Source organism: Stenotrophomonas sp. GD03930 (assembly GCF_029839665.1).
Taxonomy (GTDB): Bacteria; Pseudomonadota; Gammaproteobacteria; order Xanthomonadales; family Xanthomonadaceae; genus Stenotrophomonas; species Stenotrophomonas forensis.
The window spans coordinates 446355-468339 of sequence record NZ_JAOCAV010000001.1 but is presented as its reverse complement, the minus strand read 5'-3'; the positions used below and the strand labels follow the sequence as shown (position 1 = coordinate 468339).

The following is a 21985-nucleotide window of genomic DNA, read 5'->3' as shown; positions in this document are numbered from 1 at the left end:
CGTCGCATTCTGGTAATCACAGCTTACTACTGTGGTTGAGATTGGCGTCTTTTCTGCTCCCAATCCCAGGTCTATCGTGCTTGCAACGGCGACACCGGTCGCCCTGCCGCACACGAGGAGCCACCGCATGGAAACCGTCAAGATCCAGAACCCGGACATGGCCTGGCATATCGCTGCCGACCTGCACGTTCCGCCGGACTTCGACCGCAACCGGGCCTACCCCACGATCATCAGCATGCACCCGATCGGCAGCTGCAAGGAGCAGACGTCCGGCAACGTCTACGGTGAGGCGCTGGCCCGCGAGGGTTACGTGGTGATCGCCTACGACGCCAGCTTCCAGGGCGCCAGCGGGGGTGAACCGCGACGGATCGAAGACCCGACCCAGCGCGTGGAGGATGTACGCCGCGTGGTCGACTATCTGGTCACCCTGCCGTACGTGGACGCCGCACGCATCGGCGTGCTCGGCATCTGTGGTGGTGGTGGCTATGCGATCAACGCCACCATGACCGAGCGCCGCATCAAGGCGGTCACCAGCATCACCGGCGTCAACTTCGGCCGGCTCAGCCGCGAGGGCTTTGGCGGCTTCGATCCGATTGGTTCGCTGGAGGCCATCGCCGCACAGCGCACCGCCGAGATGCGTGGCGGCGAGGCACGCGTGGACCTGTTCCTGCCACCGTCGGTGGAGCAGGGGCGCGCTGCCGGCATCACCGATATCGACGTGCTGGAGGCCACGGACTACTACCGCACGCGCGGGCCGCAGCCCAACGGCGTGGTCAGCGCGCTGTTCTCGCATCGTGGTGCGGCGGTGGGCTGGGATGCCTTCCATCTGGCCGAAGTGCTGCTGACCCAGCCGCTGCTGGTGGTGATCGGTGACAAGCCGGGGGCGTTTGGTGCCTACCGCGATGGCCTGGAGATCCATGGTCGTGCAGCTTCGAAGCACAAGCAGCTGAAAGTGGTGGAGGGTGGGTCGCACTACGACCTGTATGACCAGCCGGAGCCGGTACGGCAGGCACTGGCGGCGGTGATTCCGTTCTTCGGTCAGCACCTGTGAGCTGACGTCACCTGGGCGGTGCCGGCGGCGGGCCGGCGCCTGCACGCCGTATGCGCCCAAGCGGCGGTTCGCGTTACGCGCGCGATTCAGCCTTTCACGCGGGTTGTGATATATCGTTTATCGATAAATCCATCCTGGGGCGGCATGCCACCCCAATGCCGGAGGCCGCTTGACCGCTCGACCCGCCCGCGCCAGACCCGCGCGAGGCTTGTTCACCCTGGCCCAGGCGGCCGTGCAGGCCGTGCGGGCGATGTGCTGGCTGGGCATCCTGGCCGCACTGCTGGCCATTCCCCTGGTTGCCCACGACCGCCGCTGGCTGTTGGACAGCGTCCACGATGCTGCTGCTGCGGCCGCGCATGGCAACGATCTGTTCCTGCATTTCTGCCTGGGGCTGGGCGCCATCGTCGTGCTGCTGGTGCTGTGCCTGGTGTTCCTGCGCCATCTGCTGCGGCTGCTGCAATCGGCAGCGCGCGAGCGGCCGTTCACCCACGCCAATGCAGAGCGCCTGCAGCGCATGGCGTGGCTGATGCTGGCGATGGAGCTGCTGTCGATCCTGATCGGCGCCTACGCGGCCTGGATGGGCCCGGACTTCACCTGGATGGAGGTCGGCGGTGGCATGTCGATCACCGGCCTGGTCGCGGTGCTGATGCTGTTCGTGCTGGCGCGCGTGTTTGCCGTAGGCGCGGCGATGCGCGATGACCTGGACGGTCTGGTCTGATGGGCACGCGCTGATGGCGATCGTCATCACCCTCGACCGCATGCTGCAGGAACGGGGCATGACCCTGTCCGAGCTGGCCGGGCGCATCGACATCACCCTGGCGAACCTGTCGATCCTGAAGACCGGCAAGGCACGCGCCATCCGCTTTTCCACCCTCGATGCGATCTGCCGCGAGCTGCAGTGCACGCCCGGCGACCTGCTCGGTCATGACCCGGCGCAGGCGCAGGATGCCGATTGAATGGCTGCTTTTCTCCCTTACCTACTGACGAAACGGACCTGAAATGGAATGGTTGGCTGACCCCTCGATATGGATGGGCCTTGCAACCCTGGTCGTGCTGGAGATCGTTCTCGGCATCGACAACCTGGTGTTCATCGCGATCCTGGCTGACAAGCTGCCGCCGCACCAGCGCGACCGCGCACGGGTGATCGGCCTCACCCTGGCCCTGTTGATGCGGCTGGTGCTGCTGGCGGCGCTGGCCTGGATCATGAAGCTGACCGAGCCGCTGCTTACGCTGTTCGATCACAGCTTCTCCGGGCGTGACCTGATCCTGCTGGGCGGTGGCCTGTTCCTGCTGTTCAAGGGCACGATGGAACTGCACGAACGGCTGGAAGGCCGCGAGCACCACGAGGATGGAAAGAAGGTCTATGCCAGCTTCGCGATGGTGGTGGCGCAGATCGTGGTGCTCGACGCAGTGTTCTCGCTGGACTCGGTGATCACCGCGGTCGGCATGGTCGACAACCTCGGCGTGATGTATGCCGCGGTGACCATCGCGATGGCGCTGATGCTGGTGGCCAGCAAGCCGCTGACCCGTTTCGTCAACAAGCATCCCACGGTGGTGGTGCTGTGCCTGGGCTTCCTGCTGATGATCGGCTTCAGCCTGGTGGCCGAGGGCCTGGGCTACAAGATCCCGAAGGGCTACCTGTACGCGGCCATTGCCTTCTCGATCCTGGTCGAAGCGTTCAACCAGTGGGTGCGTTTCAACCGCGAGCGCAACGAGCGGCGCCAGCCGTTCCGCCAGCGCACCGCCGACGCCGTGCTGCGGATGCTGGGGGCGCGTCCGGCCAACGGACACGACGACGAAAGCGAGGACGCACACGCCGATGCCGAAGAGCGGCTGCAGCCGGCCGAGCACGAGATGATCCGCAGCGTGCTGGGGCTGGCCGATCGACCGGTGTCGAGCGTGATGACTGTGCGTGCCGACGTGCAGTGGATCGACCTGGCACGCGGGCAGGACGATGTGGTGGCGCGCCTGGTGGCCTCGCCGCATACCCGCCTGCTGGTCGGCGACGGCGATCTGGACAGCCTGCGTGGCGTGGTGCAGAGCCGCGACCTGCTGGCCGACCTGCTGCAGGGCAGGCCGCTGCAGCTGGAAGGCAACCTGCGCGAGCCGCAGTACGTGCTGTCCAGTGCCAGTGCACTACAGGCGCTGGAGCTGATCCGTCAGCACCCGGTGCCACTGGCGGTGGCAGTGGACGAGTACGGCAGCGTGGAAGGCCTGGTGACGGCCAACGACCTGCTGGCCGCGATTGCCGGTGACCTGGTGGATACCCAGGACGAACGCTATGGCGTGGTCGCGCAGGGCGAAGGCCAGTGGGAGGCCGACGGTGCGCTGACCCTGGATGACCTGCAGCGCCTGGCCGGTGTCTCGCTGCCGCGCAGCGCCGACTACATGACCATCTCCGGGCTGGTGCTGGAGCGGTTGGGCCGCCTGCCGGACATCGGCGACGTGGTGGAGATCGCCGACGTGCGCATCACCGTGCTGGCGATGGAGAAGCGCCGCATCGCCCGCCTGCGGGTGGAGCGCCTGCCCGGGGCGTGATGCTGCCTCTACCCAATGACACGCGGGCCCGTCACCATGGCGGGCCCGCTTTTCTTCCTGGATGGTTGCAGTGCTGAGTACGATCGGTTTGTTGATGGGCCTGTACGTGGCCTGGCGCCTGTTCTGGCCGCTGCGCCTGCCCATCGCATTGAAGGTCGTGCTGTCGCTGCTGCTGGTGGCTGTGGCCGTGCAGCTGCGCATCGTCGCCACCTTCTGGGGCACGATGGCCTCGCCGGAGATACCGAAGCTGGCGATCGCCACGCTGGCCACCGGCTCGACGGCGGTGCTGCTGCTGGCGCTGGTGATGCTGGTGCTGGACGCAGGACTGCTGCTGTCGCGCCTGCTCCGCCTGCCGCGCGCGGTATCGGCATTGCGCGCCCCCAGGCTGCGTCCCGTGGCCGCTGTGCTGGCGCTGCTGGTCAGTGGCTATGGTGTCAGCCAGGGCATGGTGGTGCCCAAGCCCCGGCAGATCGACGTGGCGATCAAGGATCTGCCGGCCGCCTTCGACGGCTACCGCGTGCTGCAGCTGACCGACATCCATGCCAGCCGCCTGCTGACCGGTGACTGGGTGCGCAGGGTGGTGGAGCAGAGCAATGCGCTGAAGCCGGACCTGATCGTGATCACCGGCGACCTGATCGATGGCAGCGTCGAGGCCCGTCGCGACGACGCGCGCCCGCTGGCCGACCTGCATGCGCCGGACGGGGTCATCGCGATCACCGGCAACCACGAGTACTACGCGCAGTACCAGGACTGGATGCAGGCGTTCCGCGCGCTGCACATGCAGGTGCTGGAGAACAGCCACCTGCAGGTGCGTCGTGGTGAGGCGGCGTTGACCATCGCCGGTGTCACCGACCCGGTGGCGGCACGCTATGGACTGCCGTTGCCGGATCTGGACGCTGCGCTGGCCGGGGCCGATCCGTCGGCGCCGGTGATCCTGCTCGATCATCGTCCGCGCAACGCGCGCGAGGCCGCCGCGCGCGGCGTCACGCTGCAGCTGTCAGGGCATACGCACGGCGGCCAGATCATCGGTATGGACCAGCTGGTGAAACGCGCCAACGGCGGCTATGTCTCCGGCCGCTACGAGGTGGATGGCATGACCCTGTACGTGAGCAACGGTGCAGGCCTGTGGGCCGGGTTCCCTGCGCGCATCGGTGTTCCGTCCGAGATCACCCTGCTGACCTTGCGCCGCGCGCCGTGATGCTGCGCGCCTTCATGGAGGAAGAGGCGATGGCGCATTCCCGCGCCCCGATGGAACGCCTGATCCGCGCCAATGCCGATGAGATCAACCGGCTTCGCCAGGTGATCCGCGATACCGCAGGTACGCGTTGGCGTGGGCCGGAGCAGCGGGCGCGCCATGCCGCGGCCTGCGCCGAGTACGGGCTGCGCTATGAGCAGCTGGCCTTTCCGGGCGGCTATGGCCAGGCGTTGAAACTGCTGGCCGAACATGACCCGGACACGCTGGATGCAGCGCTTACCTTCCTCGAAGTGCGGCCCTACTTCTTCCGGTCCGGCTACATGTGGAAGACATTGTTGAAGCGCGTGCAGCGGGTGCCGATGGGCGTGAAGCAGCAGGCGCGGATGCAGAGAATCCTCGATGCCTACGGCGCTTACCGGGTGGCACGCCTGCACTCCCGTTAGCTCCAGGCCATCCAGCAAGATCGCCCTGCATCCAGCATTCAAACGGGCCCCGGATCAGAGATCATCTGCACGGGGTTCTCAAACAGGGAAAGACACCATGCAGGAAGCACATCACTCACGCGGGCGTCCGCGCTACGTCGCATTGCTGACCGTGGCACTGGCGCTGGCCGGTTGCCAGCGCACGCCGGAGCTGCCCGGCGAAGCACCCGCGGCAGACACGCCGGTTGCCGCACCAGTGGCCAGCACCGACCTCTCCCCGCTGCTCGATGCCCTGCCGACGTGTGCGCTGGAGGGCTGGTACATCGATCAGCAAACCGATCGCCCGGCCCACCCCTGGTTGGCCGCGAATGCACCAACGCCCTGCCGGAAGGACGCGGAGAACGAGATCGCCACGTTCTGCGTACAGGGCCAGTGGAAGGGGCTTCCGGTGGACGAAGTGATCCTGCCGACGATGACGTTCGTTTCGTTCCGTGGGGCGAAGATCGGCCTGCCGCTGGAGAAGGCGCGCCCGATCATCCGCCAGCGCTTCGGGCAGGATTTTCCAGGTGGTGCCGCCTACGAGGAGGGCCGCGAGCCGAAACTGATGGCCGACCCCGAGGATGCGCAGCGTTCGTGGCTGCTGTGCAGCACCCCGGAACTGGGGCACGACGTGGACAGTGAGGGAAGCGTCCGCTATGCCGGCATGAACCTGCCCTACGACCACGACGGTTGCAGCTACCGCTACAGCCCGGTCGACTTCTGCGATGCGCGGCATCGCGCGCGCATCGAGGATGCGCTGCAGAACCAGAAGCCCAATTTCAACCAGCACTATCTGCTGGTGCAGACCGATGATCGCCCTGAGTACTTCCAGCGCACGGTGGTGCTGGTCGATACCCGCACCGGCGAGGCGACACCGCTGCCGATCGATGCCTTCACGGGAGCAGCGGGGAAGGGCGGAGACGCTGCCAGCTACGGCACACTGGAGACGAGCGTGGACCAGCAGCAGTTCTGCCTCGATGGTGCGTTGCTGGTCTACCGCGTGTTCGAGGAGGGGCGCTTCTGTTTCGGCTTTGACGGCGAGCGTTTCACCGGCCATGAAACCCAGTACATGCAGGCGACGGACAGCCGATGACCGGTATTTCACCCTGGGCATGACATCCTGCTTCGAACCTGTGCAACCGGGATCGAGGCTGTTGAAGGCGAATACGCAATGACCGTGGCGCGACAGCGCTCGATGTGGGTGGCCGGCCTGTCCACGGTGGTGGAGTGGTACGACTTCACCCTGTACCTGTACTTCGCCACGGTGCTGTCGCGGGTGTTCTTCGGCGGCGGCGAGCAGGCGATGCTGGTCACCCTGGCCGGCTTCGCGGTGTCCTACCTGATGCGTCCGCTCGGCGCCCTGTGCTTTGGCCACCTGGGTGACCGGCTGGGCCGGCGCTGGATGCTGCTGGCCTCGATGGCGCTGATGGCGGCGGCGATGCTGGCCACCGCACTGCTGCCGACTGCCGCAACAGCGGGCACCACCGCCGGCGTGCTGCTGCTGGTGCTGCGCTGCGTGATGGCGTTCTCGGTGGGCGGTGAATACACCGGTGTGGTCGCGTATCTGCTGGAAAGCGCGCCGGAACGGCGACGCGGCCTGGTGACCTCGCTGGCCTCTGCCGCCAGTGAAGTGGGTGCGCTGCTGGCGGTGGCGATCTCGGCAGCGACGGTGGCGCTGCTGGCACCTGCGCAGCTGGACAGCTGGGGTTGGCGCATTCCGTTCTTCGTCGGCGCGGCGCTGGCGCTGGTGATCCTCGTCGCGCGCTCGGGCATGCACGAGTCGCCCGAGTTCGAGCGCCAGCGCCGCGAGGGCAGTATTCCGGCCACGCCGCTTCGCCACGTGCTGCGCCATCATCCGCGGGCGGTGGCGCGTACCTTCGCGATCTCCGCACTGGGCTCGATCACCTACTACGTGGGCATCACCTATGTGCCGGCATTCCTGCATGCACAGGGACACGACGAAGGTGACGCGCTGTGGCTGTCGACGATCGCGGCGGTGGCGGTGATCGCGATCACGCCGCTGTGCGGCGCACTGTCCGACCGTATCGGGCGACGGCCGATGCTGCTGGGCCTGACCGTGCTGGCGGCGCTGCTGCCGCTGTCGCTGTTCGCGTGGATGGCGCAGGCAACGGCATGGGGCATCGCGCTGGCGGCGGTCCTGCTGGCCTGCGTGGCCGGTGGCGTCAGTGCGGTGGCGGCACCGGCCACGGCCGAGCAGTTCCCCGGCGAAGGCCGGGTCAGCGGGCTGGCGCTGGGGGTGACCATGGCTACGGCCGTGTTCGGCGGTGCGACACCGTGGCTGGCGCAATGGTGGGTGGAACGCAGCGGCTGGGCGGCGGCGCCGGGCGCGATGATCGCGCTGGTGGCGGTGCTGGTGCTGCCGGTGCTGTGGACCCTGCCCGAGACGGTCCCGGGCAGGACCAGGCGCTAGCCGATCAGACCTTCAGGGTCTGCTCGATGTCGGCCAGTACGGCGGCTGCATCCACGCCGATGGCGACAGACTGCAGCACGTGCCCATCCCACACGCTGGGGCCGAAGCCCATGCCTTCCGGCTTGGGAATGGTCATGCCGCGGGCGACGCCGTCGGTGGCCACGCGCACGCTGGCGCGCTCGAACTGGAACAGTTCCGGGCGGGTCAGCGCGATGCAGGCGCAGCAGTCGTGCACGACCATGCCCTTGTGGCCGGCCTGCAGGTAGAAGTCCACGTAGTCCTGCGACAGCGCACGCACCAGCTCGGCGTCGGCACCGCCGATCCCGGCCAGCGTGTCCAGGCCGTCACGGTCCATTTCCACGCGGGTGGTCACGTCCAGGCCGATCGCGGTGACCGGCCAATCGGTGGTGAACACCACGTCGGCCGCTTCGGCATCGCCCCAGATGTTGGCCTCGGCGGCCGGGGTGATGTTGCCGTTGACGTGGAAGGCGCCGCCCATGATCACCACGCCGCGCACCAGGCCGGCGATGTCCGGGGCCTGCTGCAGGGCCAGCGCCAGGTTGGTCATGCGGCCCACGGCAACCAGGGTCACTTCGCCCGGGTGGGCGCGGACCAGGTCGATGATCAGCTGCGCGGCCGGGCGCGCGTGGGCGGCTACGTCCAGTTGCGCCGGCACCGGGTGGTTGCCCAGGCCGTTGTGGCCGTGGATGTGCACCGGCCACGCTTCCGGAGTGGCTTCCGGCTGCAGCGGGCCTGCCGCGCCGCGCGCGACCGGGGCGGCAAAGCCCCAGGTCTGCTTCAGGTACAGCGCATTGTGCGTGGTCGATTCGACCGAGGCGTTGCCGAAGGTGGTGGTGACGCCGATCAGGTCGATCTGCGGGTGCTTGTGCAGGTACAGCAGGGCCAGGGCGTCGTCGACGCCCGGGTCGGTATCGAAAATGACTTTCAGCATGTTGTTGTTCTTCTTCTTCCGTGTGGTGCGAGGGGCGCCGGCGGCCACGGGGCAGGCCGGCGCGCCCTACATTGTCCCATCTTCATGACAGGCAGGGCCAATGCCGGGGCGGGGCGGCATAATGCGGCCAGTCCAGGCACGGAACCGCCGCATGCTGATCCTCGCCCTTCTGCTGGTCCTGCTGGTGCTGGGCCTGAATCTGGTCGCCACGGTGCTCATCGTCCGGCGCGACGGCCTGTCGGCAGGCGGCCGCACGGTGCAGCTGCTGCTGGTCTGGCTGCTGCCGCTGGTCGGCGCGATCCTGTGCATGGCGGTGGCCACCGCCGATGGCTCGGGCAGCCGGGGCGATAACGGCCTCGGCGGCGCCTACGGCTACTCGGGCGGCTCTTCCAGTGACAACCACAGCCATCACGGCCACAGCAGCTCCGACTGCAGCAGTGATGGTGGTGGCAGTGACGGCGGCAGCTGCGGTGGCGGTGATTGATGAGACGTCCCGGGGTGCCGGCCAGCGGCCGGCACTACCCAGCCGTGGTAGTGCCGGCCGCTGGCCGGCAACCTCAGCAGCTCAGCCGCCGCCTGCGGTCGGCAACGGCGCCGGCACGTTCAGCAGCCCGCCCGCTGCCACATAGGCAGCCAATGCCTGGCCCTGGCTCAGCAGATGGCGCTCCATGGTGCGTTCAGCGGCCTGCGCGTCGCGGCGGCGGAAGCACTCCATCAGTTCGCGGTGTTCGGCCAGCGACTGCGCGATACGGCCCGGGGTCAGCAGCTGGCGGCCGCGATGCATCTTCAGGATGCGGTGCAGGTCATGGGTGATGCGGATCAGCCACGGGTTGCCGGCGTAGTGCTGCACGGTTTCGTGGATCAGGTAGTTGTTGCGGTAGTACTCGGCGATGTTGCCCTCGGCCGCCGCCGCTTCCATCGCCGCGTGCAACGCTTCCAGCTGCTGCACGCCGGCATCGTCGATATGCCTGACAGCTTCATGCGCGCAGCGACCTTCCAGCATCGCCATCACCGGGAACAGCTGGTTGAGGTCTTCCAGCGTGAGCCGGGTGACCCGCGCGCCACGCCCGGCATCGATCTGCACCAGGCCCTCGGCGGCCAGCAGCTTCAGCGCTTCGCGCAGCGGGGTGCGGCTGATGCCCAGTTCCTCGCACAGCGCGGGCTCGTCGATCCACTCACCCGGCGGCAGCCGGTAATCGTAGATTCGCTCGCGCACATGCTCGGCCACCTCTTCATACAGAGGGGCGCGCTTCTTCGGGGACCGTGGAGCAGGGGCAATGGCCATGGTGGAAGTGTACCGCCAGGTAGTGCCGGCCGCTGGCCGGCAACCCATGATTGCGGGATGGCTTCATGGGATTGCCGGCCAGCGGCCGGCACTACCGTTGAGTGGTTACATCCAGCCCGGCACCACGAATACCAGCCAGGCCAGCAGCGGCCCCAATGCCACCACCAGGCCGCTGTAGACCAGGAAGCGGCGGAACAGGGTCTCGCGTTCTTCCTTGGCGGCCGACGCCACCACCAGTGCGCCATTGGTCGAGAACGGGCTGACATCGACGATGGTGGATGACACCGCCAGCGCACAGATCACGCCGGCCGCGCTGAGGTGGCCCTGCATCAGGAACGGCACCGCCAGCGGGATGGTGGCGCCCAGCACGGCGGCCGACGAGGCGAATGCGGAGACGATGCCACCGACGTAGCAGACCAGCAGTGCACCGAGCAGCGGGATGCCGATATCGGATACACCATTGCCGATGAAGTCCACCGCACCGGCATGTTCCAGTACGCCGATGTAGGTCACCACGCCGCAGATCAGCAGCACGGTGGACCAGCTGATGCCATCGACCGCCCCTTTCTGGCCCTGCGGCGACAGCAGCGCCAACGCCACCGCCACGGTGATCGAGACCAGGCCGACGTTGAGGTTGTAGATCAGCGCGGCCACGCCCAGGCCCAGCAGGCCGATCAGGGTGAACAGCCGCTCGCGGGTCAGGTTCACCGCATCCAGTGCCGCCGGATCATTGGACAGGGTGCCACCGCCGGCCGCGACCAGTGCGCCATGGCCTTCGATCGCAAACTGGCGTGACGATGCCTGCGGGCCGCCGGCCATCGCCAGCTCGGCATTGCCGATCGTTCCCGCTGCGGTGATCGAGCCGCGACGCAGCAGGGCGATGCCACCGAAGGCGAAGAAGCAGATCGTCGCCATCATCAGGTTGAAGCCCAGGCTGGTCAGGAACACCGCCATCTCGGTTACTTCCAGCCCGGCCTTCTGCACCACGCCATTCGTGATGCTGCCGTACACGCTGATCGGCGAGAAGCCGCCCGCCTGCGCACCATGAATGACCAGCAGGCCCATCATCAGCGGATTGATGTTGTACTGCTTGGCAAAGCGCAGGGCGACCGGGCCGATGATGGCGACCGCGGCCGGGCCCAGCGCACCGAACGCGGTGAGCACCGCGGTGATCACGAACATCACCCACGGAATGGCCACGATATGGCCGCGCACCGCTTTCACTGCCCAGTGCACCAGTAGGTCGATGGTGCCGTTCTTCTGCGCGATGGCGAACAGATAGGTGATGCCGACCAGGGTCAGGAACAGATCGCCTGGAAAGCCGGCCAGGACCTCCTTGCCTCCCATGTCGACCCATAGCCCGCCGATGATGAAAGCCAGCGCGAAAGCGACGGCGCCCATGTTGATCGGCATTGCCGTGGCGACGATGAACATGATCACCAGGCCGATGATCGTTGCGATTTGTGGACTCATGCGCCCTCCCAGACACGTGACTCACGTACAGCGCGGATGGAGACCCGCCATCCCGGGGTAAGGCGACGTATGGCGTGTTGCGTGATACGTACTGCTCGAACCCGTTACTGCAGCCGCTCCAGCGCACTGCGGACCCACGCCGCGGCACCCTCAAGGCTCTGGAACTCTTCCACCGCGCGCACTTCGCAGCACGGATAGGACGGCGCGACCATGCGCGCCAGCGCGCTGCCCGGGCCCAGCTGCAGGAACACCCGTGCGCCGCGCTCGAAGGCCTGGCGCATCACCTGCGCCCACTCGATGGTCCGTGCCAGCTGCGCCGACAGCGTGTGCACCACGGCGGCGCCATCACGCACCGGGCGGGCATCGACGCCGGCCAGCAGGGGCAGCCGCGGCGCATGCACCGGCGCGGCCCGCAGCGCTGCGGCAAACGGTGCTTCCGCACCGGCCAACAGCGGCGTGTGTGCGGGCACATGGACCGGCAATGGACGGATTTCCGCGCCGCAGGCCTGCGCGTCTGCCGCCAACGCGTGCAGCGACGGCTGTGCACCGCCCACGATGAAGTGGTCATGGCCATTGGCGATGGCGATGAAGGCGCCATGCGTGTCGCACAACCGCTGCGTGGCATCGCGGTCCAGCCCCAGCACTGCCTGCAGCCCGGCATCGCGGGGGCTGGCGGCGTCCATCAGGCGCGCGCGCTGCGCAGACAGTGCCAGGCAGGTGGTGGTGTCGAAGCTGCCGGCGATGGCGTGCGCGGCGAGCTCGCCGATGCTGTAGCCCGCGATCACCGTCGGCGTCGGCAACACCTCGCGCAGGCCCTGCCAGTGCGTCAGGCTGGCTGCGCACAGCAGCGGCTGCGCCTGCACATTGTCGAAACGGTCGTCGGCCGCCGCAGCGGCGAACACATCGCGGCCCAGCAGTTCACCGGTGGCATCGAGCAGTGGTTGTGCGGCGGCCAGGCCGCGCACGCGATCGAACATCGCCGGATGCTGTGCGCCTTGTCCGGGACAGAGCAGGGCCAGGCTCATGAGCCCTCCTGCTGCAACAGGAACACGCTGCAGGCGAGCAGGTCGGCGCTGCCGCCGGGGCTCAAGCGACGCACGACGAAGGCATCGGCGATCTGTTGCAGGCGCGGCCGCCAATCGTGCGCGAAGGCCCCGCCGTCGGCCAGGAAACGGTGGGCCTGCTGCCGTGCCCAGCGCAGGCCTTCAGCGCCTCCGCGATGCAGCAGGTTGAGGTCTTCGGTGTGTGCGACCAGCTGCATCAGCGTGTGGCACATCGCGGCCTCGCGTGACAGGCCATTGGCCAGCGCATGACGCAGGATGGGCAATGCCACCTCGCGCAGCAGCGGATAACCTGCAGCGGCGTGTTCGCGCACACCGGGCACGTTGTGCCGGGCGCGCGCACGTTGGCCTGGGCTGCCTGCATCCAGCGGGGCATGTGCGAAGTCCCCCGCCCAGCGACGTACCTCCAGGCAGACCCGCTCACCGCTGGTGGCATGGCCCAGGCGGGAGCGGCAGGCAGCGGCGGCTGCGACCAGCAGGCCGAGGCTGAAGATCGCGCCACGATGGGTATTGATGCCGGTGGTCGCGCGCAGCATCGCCGCTTCGGCGGCGATGCCGCACCGGCGCAGGGCATCGAAGTCCGCCCCGGCTGCACCGAGGTGGGCCACGGCAGCGAAATAGTGGCGCAGCGCGAACAGGCTGCGCAGGAATGTGCCGGCGTGCATGTCGTGATGGCTGCCGGTGTCGAATGGAGTGACCAGCCCGGGCTTGGGCGCCAGCGCCAGTTCCGCGTGCAGGCTGGCGACGGCCAGACGCCCCAGGCGCGCGCTGTCCGCGGCAGCTGCCGGCCGGACAGTCGGCTGCGCGACGGCGCTCATGCGGTCACCCCGGCGGGGGCGAACACGGACTCGCGCAGTTCCAGGGCGGCGCCGTCGTGGCGCTTGACCAGCACTTCGCGGCTGCGTCCCGCGTACTCCCGCCAGTTCACGGCGGCATCGCCGGCCAGGCACAGTTCGCCATCGACCCGGCGGCCGTGTTCGGTTTCCCAGGCCAGCAGCCGTGCAACCAGGGCATCGGCCTGCGCGCTGGTGTCGATCCGCCACAGCAGATCGATGTCCGAGCGCGCGTGCACATAGTGCAGGCCGGTCAGGTGCTGCCACGCGAAGGCACCGAATACATGCGCCGCAGCGATGCCGTGCAGTGCCTGCAGGGGGCGTTGCCAGTCCTGCGCAACGTTGCCTTCCAGCACCGTATGAAGTGATGGTGGCGGTGCCGTGCGCAGCACATCGCGCACCGGCACGCGCAGGGCCAGGCGCAGTTTGCCCTCGGCCGGCGGCAGCGGTACGCCCAGGCGCAGCCGGGGATCGGCATCGTCGGCGGCACGCCGGGCGACGATGGCCGGCAGGCCCTGCGCGAACCAGTTGGCCAAGCGCGCTTCATGCGCGGCGATGTCCGCCTGCCAGGCCGCGTGTGCCGACAGCCAGACCAGCGTATGCCGGGGCAAGCGCTCAGGCATCGCCCTGGCTCACCGCAGTGGCCACCGCTGCGGCCAGGCGACGTCCGCCACGTTCGGCACCCCGCACGGCGCGGCGGTCGCCATCGGTGGGCGTACGCAGCGCCTGCAGCAGGTGTGCGGCCAGGTCGCCGCTCCAGATCGAATCCACCGCGCCCATCGCCACGTAGTTCTCCACGCCCGGTGCGAACACCGGCGAGGTCTGGCTCAGCGCCTGCAGCTTCTCCAGCGGCTGCTTGGTCACCCGCGCCATCGCGCGCAGGTCCATCACCCGCACCTGCGCATCGGGCAGGGCATGGATGTGGTCGGCCATCAGGCCGAAGGACAGGAACCCACCGCTCACCGATTCACCGTAGACCAGGGTGACCAGGCGGGCGCCACGGCGGCGGGCCAGATCCAGCGTCTGCGCCAGGTGCGCGAAACAGCCGTTGATGCCGAGCAGTTCGTCGCGGCGTGCCAGGCGCTGGCCGGCGGTGTCGACCAGCATCACGATCGGTCGATGGGGATGCGCGGCGGTGCTGGCCAGCACGGTTTCGGCCAGTGCCAGTGCGTGGTCCACGCCCACTTCGAGCTTGTCGGCGGTGCCGATCACGGTCACCTCGCCGTCGTCGGTGCTGGCGGTTCCGGTCAGCACCGAGTCCTCCACGGCAACGGCGTGGCCACGCGGAAACAGCGCATCAAGCAGCGCGCGCAGGGGCAGGCTCATGGCAGGCTCCGATCAGCGGTGACGGCGAGGAAGTCGTCGGTGTCCAGCAGCGGCAGCCGTTCGGGTTCGGTGATGCCCAGCAGCGACCAGATCTCAAGACCATCGCGGCATCCGCCCCAGGCCTGCACGCGTGCTTTCAATGCGGCATGACGTGCCTGCAGGGCATTCAGTGCGGCATCGGCATCGGTGCTGGCGGTGTCCGCCAGCAGCGCATCGAATGCCGCCTGCGCGAACGCCCCGATGGCATCGGGCACCAGCACCTGGGCCTGGTCGATCAGGTAGCGGTGCTTGCCGCCAGTCACCCGCCAGACCAGCGCGCGGTCGCGGGAATCGAACTCTTCCACGCCGCGAACGGTTTCGATCACCTCCGGCCCGGACAGCGACAGCCGGCCCTCCTCGGACATGATCACCGTGCTGCAGCAGCGGGCAACGATGCCCATGCCACCGAACGCGCCGTTGCCACTACCGATCAGCGCGACCACCGGGACGCCCGCAGCGCGTGCATCCAGGGTGGCGCGCATGATCTCGGAAATGGCAATCAGGCCGGCATTGGCTTCGTGCAGGCGTACGCCGCCGGTATCAAGCAGCAGCAACACCCCATCGGGGCGGGTCGCCGCTGCGCGGCGCAGCAGGCCGGTCAGCTTGGCGCCGTGCACTTCGCCCACACCGCCGCCCATGAATTCACCCTGCTGCGCGGCCAGCAGCACGCGCTTGCCGCGAAGCGTGGCTTCGCCGACGACGATGCCATCGTCGAATGCGGCTGGCTGGTCGAGTTGCGCCAGGTGCGGGCTCATCATCCGTCGCGCAGGGCCCAGGAACTCGCGGAACGATCCGGTGTCGACCAGCCCGGCAATGCGTTCGCGCGCATCGGCTTCGTAGTAGCTGTGGCGCTGGACGTGGCTCATGGCGTACCTCCGGCCAGCAGGGTTTCCACCGCCTGGTCCAGGCGCAGGCTGACCACCGCCGGGGTGGCGCCGGCATCGTTGATCGAGATGCGCACATCGCGCAGCGGATGGCGCTGCGCGAAATCGCCGATCACCGCCTCCCATACGCGGCCGAAGCCCTGCGCGGCGGTGACGATGCGGACCGTCATCGCGCCCTCCAGGGCTGCCGGCTCCAGCAGGATTTCCAGGTTGCCCGAGGCGAGCACGCCCACCAGCACCGCAGCGCGCGGGAACTGCACCGGGGTGCGTCCTTCGAATCGATAGTCGAGGGTTTCCATGCTCAGCCCCTTACCAGTTGCGGAAGCGCTTGGGCGGGTCGTACAGACCGCCGGACCAGCGCACCAGATCCTTCACCGAGCGTGCCGCCAGCAGATCGCGGCTGGCATCACGCACGGAGATGCCCAGGTCTTCCGGGCGGCGGATGACACCACGGTCGCGCAGGTTCTCGACCATCGCGCGATCGCGGCCCAGGCCGACCGCCGTATAGCCGGACACGCCGCGGATCGCCTGTTCGCGTTCTTCCGGCGTGCGGCACAGCAGCAGGTTGGCGATGCCTTCCTCGGTCAGCACATGGCTGACATCGTCGCCGTAGATCATCACCGGCGGCAGCGGCATGCCGGCGCGCTCGGCCAGTTCCCAGGCATCAAGGCGATCGACGAAGGCCGGTGCCATGTGTTCGCGGAAGGTTTCCACCATCTGCACCACCAGCTTGCGCCCGCGTGGCATTTCGCCGGGACGGGCGGCCTGCTGGCCAGCCTTGATCCAGGCGTCGCTGGCGTGGCGGCGGCCACGCGCATCCGAGCCCATGTTCGGTGCGCCGCCGAAGCCGGCGATGCGGTCGCGCGTGGCCGTGGAGCTGTTGCCCTGCAGGTCGATCTGCAGGGTCGAGCCGATGAACATGTCGCAGGCATACAGGCCGGCGGTCTGCGAGAACGCGCGGTTGGAGCGCATGGAGCCATCGGCGCCGGTGAAGAACACATCGCTTCGTGCGGCGATGTACTTCTCCATGCCCAGTTCGGAGCCGAATGAATGCACCGATTTTACGAAGCCCGATTCGATCGCCGGAATCAACGCCGGGTGCGGATTGAGGGCCCAGTGCTGGCAGATCTTTCCCTTCAACCCGAGCGATTCGGCATAGGTCGGCAGCAGCAGCTCGATGGCGGCCGTGTCGAAGCCGATGCCATGATTGAGGCGGTTGACGCCGTACTCGGCGTAGATGCCCTTGATCGCCATCATCGCCATCAGCACCTGGATCTCGGAAATCTGTGCCGGGTCGCGGGTGAACAGCGGTTCGATGTGATTCGGGCGCGGCGCCTGCACCACGAAGTTGACCCAGTCAGCAGGGATGTCGACGCGGGGGAGGGTGTCGACGATTTCGTTGACCTGCGCGATCACGATGCCACCACCAAACGCCGTGGCCTCGACGATCACCGGGGTGTCTTCGGTATTCGGCCCGGTGTACAGGTTGCCGTGCCGATCTGCGGCCTGTGCTGCGACCAGCGCCACGCGCGGGGTCAGGTCGATGAAGTAGCGGCCGAACAGTTCCAGGTAGGTGTGGATGGCGCCGATCTGGATGCGTCCCTCGGCCACCAGGTTGGCCAGCCGCACCGACTGCGGGCCGGAGAAGGAGAAGTCCAGCCTGGAGGCGATGCCGCGTTCGAAAACATCCAGGTGCGAAGGCAGTGACAGCACCGACTGCACCATGTGCAGGTCGTGGATCCGCGCCGGGTCGAGGCCGGCAAGTGCCTGGGCGAGGAAGTCGGCCTGCTTCTGGTTGTTGCCCTCCAGGCAGACCTTGTCACCCGGCTCCAGCAGCGCGTGCAGCAGTTCGCCGATATCGGCGGCCGCGACCTCATGGCCGCGGGCCCAGCGCGAAGCGCGCTCCAGGCGTGCCCGGCGGCTGCGTTGCAACGTATCCCAGCTCGGGTTCATCGACCGGCTTCCGATTGGCGTTGAGATAATTACGACATAATTATGGAGCGGCGTGCAACCCGCAGTGCAGCAAAAAGAAGGGCCCGCGCGCGGGCGGGCCCATTCAGGTTGAAATGGAAGATGACCCGCATCGATCGGGGGTAGTGCCGGCCGCTGGCCGGTTCCGCGTCATCGATGCATCGCTTGGAGCCGGCCAGCGGCCGGCACTACCGTTTCCGGTCGCTCAGAACTTCCAGCGCAGGCTGGCCGCCACGAAGCGCGGCTCGCCGAAGTTGTTGTAGTCCAGGTTGGCCCAGTAGGTCTTGTCCAGCGCGTTGCGCACGCTCAACGTCGCGGTCCAGGAGTCGCTGACGCGGTAGTTGGCATTGAACTGCACCAGCGAGTACGCCGGCTGGTTCACCGTCACCGTGCCCCCCAGCGGGTAGGCGATGTTGTAGCCCTGCACCCGGCTCTGCCACTGCAGGCCGCCGCCGATGCTCAGCCGCTCCAGTGCGCCACGCAGCTGCACCTGGGTGTTGAGCTGCAGCAGGTTCTCCGGCGGGTTGGCGTACAGCAGGTCGGTGGCGGCCCGGGTCACCTTGACGTGGGTGTAGCCGGCGTTGACCGTCCAGCCCGGCAGGATTTCGCCGTTGACGTCCATCTCCCAGCCGCGCGCCTTGGTGCCGTTGATGCCGATGTAGGCCGAGCTGCCATCACTCAGCGTGCCTTCCGGCACGCTCATGTCACGCACCGCGTAGTTGTCCTGCTTGGCCTCGAACACCGCGGCATTGGCGGTCAGGCGGCCATCGAACCACTGCGTCTTGATGCCCGCTTCCAGGTTCGAGCCCTGCACCGGCGCCAGCAGGTTCTCGTTGCGGTCCTTGTAGTTCTGCGGGTTGAAGATCTCGGTGTAGCTGGCATATGCCGAGACGTTCGGGGTGATTTCGTAGACCAGTCCCACGTACGGGGTGACCTCATCGCTCACCTTGTAGGCGCCGCTGGTGCCGGTATAGGCCCCGGCCGCGTTGTACGAGCGGCTGAGGGTCTGCCAGCGGCTCAGGCGTGCACCGGCAATCAGCGACAGCGGATCGGCCAGGCGCAGTCGGGTGGCCAGGTAGACGCCACTCTGCGTGGTCTTGGCCACGCGGCGCGCGCCGGTGCGGCTGTAGGTCACTTCCGAAATGTCGCCGTTCCAGTTGAACACGTTGGGGATGTAGTAGCAGCGCTCACGCCCGCAGGTCGCCCAGTCGCCCGGGAAGTTGAGCGCCACGGTATTGGTGGTGCCTTCCAGGTCCGACCACTGCGCCCCCACGGTCAGGTCATGGTCGCGGCCGAACAACGGGAAGGTGCCGGTCAGGTAAGCGTCGACGTTGCGGCGCGTATCCTTGGAATCGCCAGCGGCAGCGCGCAGGTAGATGCCCGCGCCGGAGTTCGGGTCCGGGTAGCCGGTGCCGTACAGGCGCACGTTCTGCACGTTGCCACGGGTGTAGGCGGTGTTGATCTTCAGCAGCCAGTCCTCGCCGAAGCGCTGTTCCAGATTGGCAAAGGCGGTATTGCTCTCGCGCTTCCAGTAGCTCCACTTCGGCGACAGGTTGGTCGAACGCGCGAGATGGGCGAAGTTGCCCTGGTTGTCGAAGAACGCGACGGTGCCCCAGGTCGAGCCGGTGGGGTTGTTGTCCTGGCTCTGGTAACCGAGGGTGAGGGTGGTGCTGTCGGTGACATCGCCTTCCAGTACCGCCATGGCGGCCATCTTGGTCTCGTCGTAGCGGTCGTAGTACAGCCCTCGATCGGTGTAGGCGGCCACCACCCGGCTGCGGAAGCGGCCATCGTCGGTGAGCGGCGCGGTCACGTCGGCCTGCATGCGGCGGTAGTCCCAGCTGCCGGCACTGACCGAGAACGAAGCGTCGAACTCCTTGCCCGGACGCTTGCGCAGCAGGTTGACCGTGGCCGACGGCACGCCCGCGCCGCTGAGCAGGCCGTTGGCGCCGCGGATCACTTCGATGCGGTCGTAGAAGGCGGTGTCGTATTCCTGGTTGGTGGAACCGCTGTAGGTGGGAATGCCGTCGACCTGGAAATCGGTGATGGCGAAGCCGCGCGCGTAGTACAGCGGACGCTGGGTGTCATAGAAGGACACGCTGACGCCGGGCACGGTACGCATCACGTCGTTGATGCTGAACAGCGATTCGTCCTGCAGGCGCTGCAGGCTGATCGCGGTGGCCGACTGCGGGGTTTCCTGCAGGGTGATCGGCAGGCGGGTGGAGCTGGACGGAGGTGCGGACTGTTCGGCGCGGACGCTGACCCGGTCCAGGGTCTTGGCGTCGGCAGCGCCATCGGCGGCCGCGAATGCGCTGGGTGCGGACAGCAGGGCCAGCGACGAAAGCAGGGCAGCGGGCAGCAGCGCGCGGCGGGGCAGGCGGTCATGCGGGTTCGGGGACATGGTGGGCTCGAAGCGTGGAGGCGGGGAAGGGCGGCAACAGTCGTCCAGTACCCGGGGCGGCGGCTTCAGGCACGTCAGGTCCATCTGGGAGAGGCGCGGTCACTGCGCAGTGCGCAAATGTAAATAATTCTTAACAACATTACAATTCTCATCGATGCGCAGGGCCATTCGGGCGCGTGGCAGCGGGCAGGTCCCCTCCGCGCAAACGCGAACGGCCACCCGAAGGTGGCCGTCCGTCCGTGTACTGCAGGGGATGCTGTGGGCTTACAGCGCCTGCAGTTCCTCGTTGGCGTTGCGCTTTTCCTTGGCCGGGGCGGTAACCGGGGCCGGAACTGCTGCCGGTGCAGGCGCTGCGGCATTGGCATCCACCGGCACCTCCAGGTACGGCAGGTGCAGGGCCTGGCTGGTCAGCGTGCGGATCTCGTTGGTCAGCGCGGCGCTGTCGTTGAGCTTGCGACCGTACGACGGCACGATCTCGCGCAGGCGCGCTTCCCAACCGGCCTTCATCTGCTGCGGGAAGGCCTTGGCCATCAGGTCCAGCATGATCGGCGGCGAGGTCGAGGCACCCGGCGAGGCACCGAGCAGGGCGGCGAGGGTGTGGTCCTTGTCGGTCACGATCTCGGTACCGAACTGCAGCACCGGGCCCTTCAGCGGGTCGCGCTTGATGATCTGCACGCGCTGGCCGGCGGTGACCAGCTTCCAGTCGCCCGGCTTGGCGTTGGGGAAGTACTTGACCAGCTCGGCCTGGCGGTCGGCATCGTTCAACCGCGCCTGGCCCATCAGGTACTGCACCAGGTCCAGGTTGTCCTTGCCCACTTCCAGCATCGGGCCGACGTTGTTATGGGTGACCGAGGAGTACAGGTCCCACCACGAGCCGTGCTTGAGGAACTTGGTGCTGTACAGCGCGAATGGCCCGAACAGCACCACCGGCTTGCCGTCCAGCTTGCGCGCATCCAGGTGCGGCACCGACATCGGCGGCGAACCGGTTTCGGCCATGCCGTAGGCCTTCACGCCATGGCGCGAGGTCACGTCCTGGCCCTGGAAGGCGAGGAACTGGCCACCGACCGGGAAGCCGGCGTAGTCCTTCGATTCCGGGATGCCCGACATCTGCAGCAGCTTCAGCGCGGCGCCACCGGCACCGATGAACACGAAGCGGGCGTGGGTGGTGGTCTCGGTGCCGGCCTTGAGGTCCTTCACCGTCACGTTCCAGCTCTTGTCGGCGTTCTGCCGCAGCGCGCTCACTTCGTGGTTCAGGTGCAGGCTGAAGTTCGGGCTGCGCTGCAGGCCGGTGGTCAGCTGGCGCGTGATCACGCCGAAGTTGACGTCGGTGCCGAGCGGCATCCAGGTCGCAGCCACCTTCTGCTTCGGGTCACGGCCTTCCATCAGCAGCGGTGCCCACTGCTGGATCTGCCTGGGATCTTCGGAATACTGCATGCCGTAGAACAGCGGGTTCTTCACCAGGGCCTGCTGGCGCTTGTGCAGGTAGGCGATGTTGTCATCGCCCCAGACGAAGCTCATGTGCGGGGTCGGGTTGATGAAGTCGCTGGGCTGGCTCAGCCGGCCTTCCTTCACCTGGTGCGACCAGAACTGGCGCGAGACCTCGAACGATTCGGCGATGCCGACCGCACGCTTGGTCTCGATGCTGCCATCGGGCAGTTCCGGGGTGTAGTTCAGCTCGGCGAAGGCCGAATGGCCGGTACCGGCGTTGTTCCAGCCATCGGAGCTTTCACCGGCAACGCCGTCGAGGCGTTCGTAGACCTGGATGTTCCAGTCCGGCTGCAGTTCCTGCAGGTAGGTGGCCAGGGTGATGCTCATGATGCCGGCGCCGACCAGCACAACGTCGACGGGCTTGTCGTTGCTGGCGGCGGGCACCGAACGCTGGGTCAGCGGCCAGTACAGGAACAGCGCGGCGGCCAGCAACAGCAGCGCGAGCAGGGCGAGCAGGGCCTTGCCAAATTTCTTCATGGGGGCGGGATCGTTGGCGGAGGGGAGGAGTTCAGGATGCGCATGGGGCAGGGAAAGGGCGTGAAGAAACAACGCTTTGCGGCATCCTGGAGACGATTCTAACCGGAACCGGTCCGGTTTTT

The 21985-nt window shown here is 67.6% G+C and carries 21 protein-coding genes; 9 read left to right on the top strand and 12 right to left on the bottom strand.

What is annotated here, in order from left to right:
* The first annotated feature begins 127 nt into the window (after positions 1 to 127).
* From N5C18_RS02205 to N5C18_RS02170, 8 genes are all read left to right on the top strand, one after another.
* The gene (locus N5C18_RS02205; protein ID WP_279935053.1) at positions 128 to 1051 is read left to right on the top strand and encodes an alpha/beta hydrolase; all 924 of its coding nucleotides are present in this window, start codon (positions 128 to 130) and stop codon (positions 1049 to 1051) included.
* A gap of 250 nt (positions 1052 to 1301) precedes the next feature.
* On the top strand, positions 1302 to 1769 hold the full coding sequence (locus N5C18_RS02200; RefSeq protein ID WP_164241592.1) for a DUF2975 domain-containing protein: 468 nt from the start codon (positions 1302 to 1304) through the stop codon (positions 1767 to 1769).
* A gap of 13 nt (positions 1770 to 1782) precedes the next feature.
* Positions 1783 to 2007 (top strand): helix-turn-helix transcriptional regulator, encoded by a 225-nt coding sequence (locus N5C18_RS02195; protein ID WP_005408494.1) that lies wholly within the window; start codon positions 1783 to 1785, stop codon positions 2005 to 2007.
* Positions 2008 to 2050: 43 nt separating this feature from the next.
* The gene (locus tag N5C18_RS02190; protein ID WP_279943727.1) at positions 2051 to 3589 is read left to right on the top strand and encodes a TerC family protein; all 1539 of its coding nucleotides are present in this window, start codon (positions 2051 to 2053) and stop codon (positions 3587 to 3589) included.
* Positions 3590 to 3650: 61 nt separating this feature from the next.
* Positions 3651 to 4787, top strand: coding sequence for a metallophosphoesterase (locus tag N5C18_RS02185; RefSeq protein WP_279943726.1), 1137 nt, complete (start codon positions 3651 to 3653; stop codon positions 4785 to 4787).
* A gap of 29 nt (positions 4788 to 4816) precedes the next feature.
* Positions 4817 to 5227 (top strand): hypothetical protein, encoded by a 411-nt coding sequence (locus N5C18_RS02180; protein ID WP_279943724.1) that lies wholly within the window; start codon positions 4817 to 4819, stop codon positions 5225 to 5227.
* 97 nt (positions 5228 to 5324) lie between these two features.
* Positions 5325 to 6338 (top strand): hypothetical protein, encoded by a 1014-nt coding sequence (locus tag N5C18_RS02175; RefSeq protein WP_279943723.1) that lies wholly within the window; start codon positions 5325 to 5327, stop codon positions 6336 to 6338.
* 78 nt (positions 6339 to 6416) lie between these two features.
* Positions 6417 to 7676: an MFS transporter gene (locus N5C18_RS02170; RefSeq protein ID WP_279943722.1), complete on the top strand. Its 1260-nt coding sequence runs from the start codon at positions 6417 to 6419 to the stop codon at positions 7674 to 7676.
* Positions 7677 to 7680: 4 nt separating this feature from the next.
* Here the strand turns inward: N5C18_RS02170 and N5C18_RS02165 are convergent, their stop codons facing one another.
* Entirely contained in the window at positions 7681 to 8628 is a 948-nt protein-coding gene (locus tag N5C18_RS02165; protein ID WP_279943720.1) for a nucleoside hydrolase, read from the bottom strand.
* 151 nt (positions 8629 to 8779) lie between these two features.
* Between N5C18_RS02165 and N5C18_RS02160 the strand changes: the two genes are divergently transcribed.
* Positions 8780 to 9112: a hypothetical protein gene (locus N5C18_RS02160; protein WP_279943719.1), complete on the top strand. Its 333-nt coding sequence runs from the start codon at positions 8780 to 8782 to the stop codon at positions 9110 to 9112.
* 81 nt (positions 9113 to 9193) lie between these two features.
* Here the strand turns inward: N5C18_RS02160 and N5C18_RS02155 are convergent, their stop codons facing one another.
* The 11 genes from N5C18_RS02155 to mqo all read right to left on the bottom strand — a co-directional run bounded on the left by N5C18_RS02155 (position 9194) and on the right by mqo (position 21863).
* Complete coding sequence (locus tag N5C18_RS02155; protein WP_279943718.1) at positions 9194 to 9913, bottom strand: GntR family transcriptional regulator; 720 nt, start codon at positions 9911 to 9913, stop codon at positions 9194 to 9196.
* Between the two features lie 105 nt (positions 9914 to 10018).
* A complete protein-coding gene (locus tag N5C18_RS02150; protein WP_279943717.1) occupies positions 10019 to 11386 on the bottom strand; it encodes an SLC13 family permease in 1368 nt (455 codons plus the stop codon).
* 104 nt (positions 11387 to 11490) lie between these two features.
* Positions 11491 to 12411 carry a malonate decarboxylase subunit epsilon gene (gene mdcH, locus N5C18_RS02145; RefSeq protein WP_164241657.1) on the bottom strand — a complete coding sequence of 307 codons (921 nt, stop codon included), beginning with the start codon at positions 12409 to 12411 and terminating at the stop codon, positions 11491 to 11493.
* Positions 12408 to 13265, bottom strand: coding sequence for a triphosphoribosyl-dephospho-CoA synthase MdcB (gene mdcB, locus N5C18_RS02140; protein WP_164241658.1), 858 nt, complete (start codon positions 13263 to 13265; stop codon positions 12408 to 12410). The genes mdcH and mdcB overlap by 4 nt, the downstream gene beginning before the upstream one ends.
* On the bottom strand, positions 13262 to 13903 hold the full coding sequence (gene mdcG, locus N5C18_RS02135) for a malonate decarboxylase holo-[acyl-carrier-protein] synthase (RefSeq protein ID WP_279943716.1): 642 nt from the start codon (positions 13901 to 13903) through the stop codon (positions 13262 to 13264). The genes mdcB and mdcG overlap by 4 nt, the downstream gene beginning before the upstream one ends.
* On the bottom strand, positions 13896 to 14600 hold the full coding sequence (gene mdcE, locus N5C18_RS02130) for a biotin-independent malonate decarboxylase subunit gamma (protein WP_204303681.1): 705 nt from the start codon (positions 14598 to 14600) through the stop codon (positions 13896 to 13898). Before mdcE ends, mdcG begins: the two co-directional genes overlap by 8 nt.
* A gap of 2 nt (positions 14601 to 14602) precedes the next feature.
* Complete coding sequence (locus N5C18_RS02125; protein WP_279943715.1) at positions 14603 to 15511, bottom strand: biotin-independent malonate decarboxylase subunit beta; 909 nt, start codon at positions 15509 to 15511, stop codon at positions 14603 to 14605.
* Positions 15508 to 15828 carry a malonate decarboxylase acyl carrier protein gene (mdcC, locus tag N5C18_RS02120; protein WP_279943714.1) on the bottom strand — a complete coding sequence of 107 codons (321 nt, stop codon included), beginning with the start codon at positions 15826 to 15828 and terminating at the stop codon, positions 15508 to 15510. The genes N5C18_RS02125 and mdcC overlap by 4 nt, the downstream gene beginning before the upstream one ends.
* Before the next feature lie 10 nt (positions 15829 to 15838).
* Positions 15839 to 17482: a malonate decarboxylase subunit alpha gene (gene mdcA, locus N5C18_RS02115; protein WP_279943713.1), complete on the bottom strand. Its 1644-nt coding sequence runs from the start codon at positions 17480 to 17482 to the stop codon at positions 15839 to 15841.
* A gap of 223 nt (positions 17483 to 17705) precedes the next feature.
* Positions 17706 to 19898, bottom strand: a complete 2193-nt coding sequence (locus N5C18_RS02110) for a TonB-dependent siderophore receptor (protein ID WP_279943712.1) — start codon at positions 19896 to 19898, stop codon at positions 17706 to 17708.
* A gap of 264 nt (positions 19899 to 20162) precedes the next feature.
* On the bottom strand, positions 20163 to 21863 hold the full coding sequence (mqo, locus tag N5C18_RS02105; RefSeq protein WP_279943711.1) for a malate dehydrogenase (quinone): 1701 nt from the start codon (positions 21861 to 21863) through the stop codon (positions 20163 to 20165).
* Between the last annotated feature and the right edge of the window lie 122 nt (positions 21864 to 21985).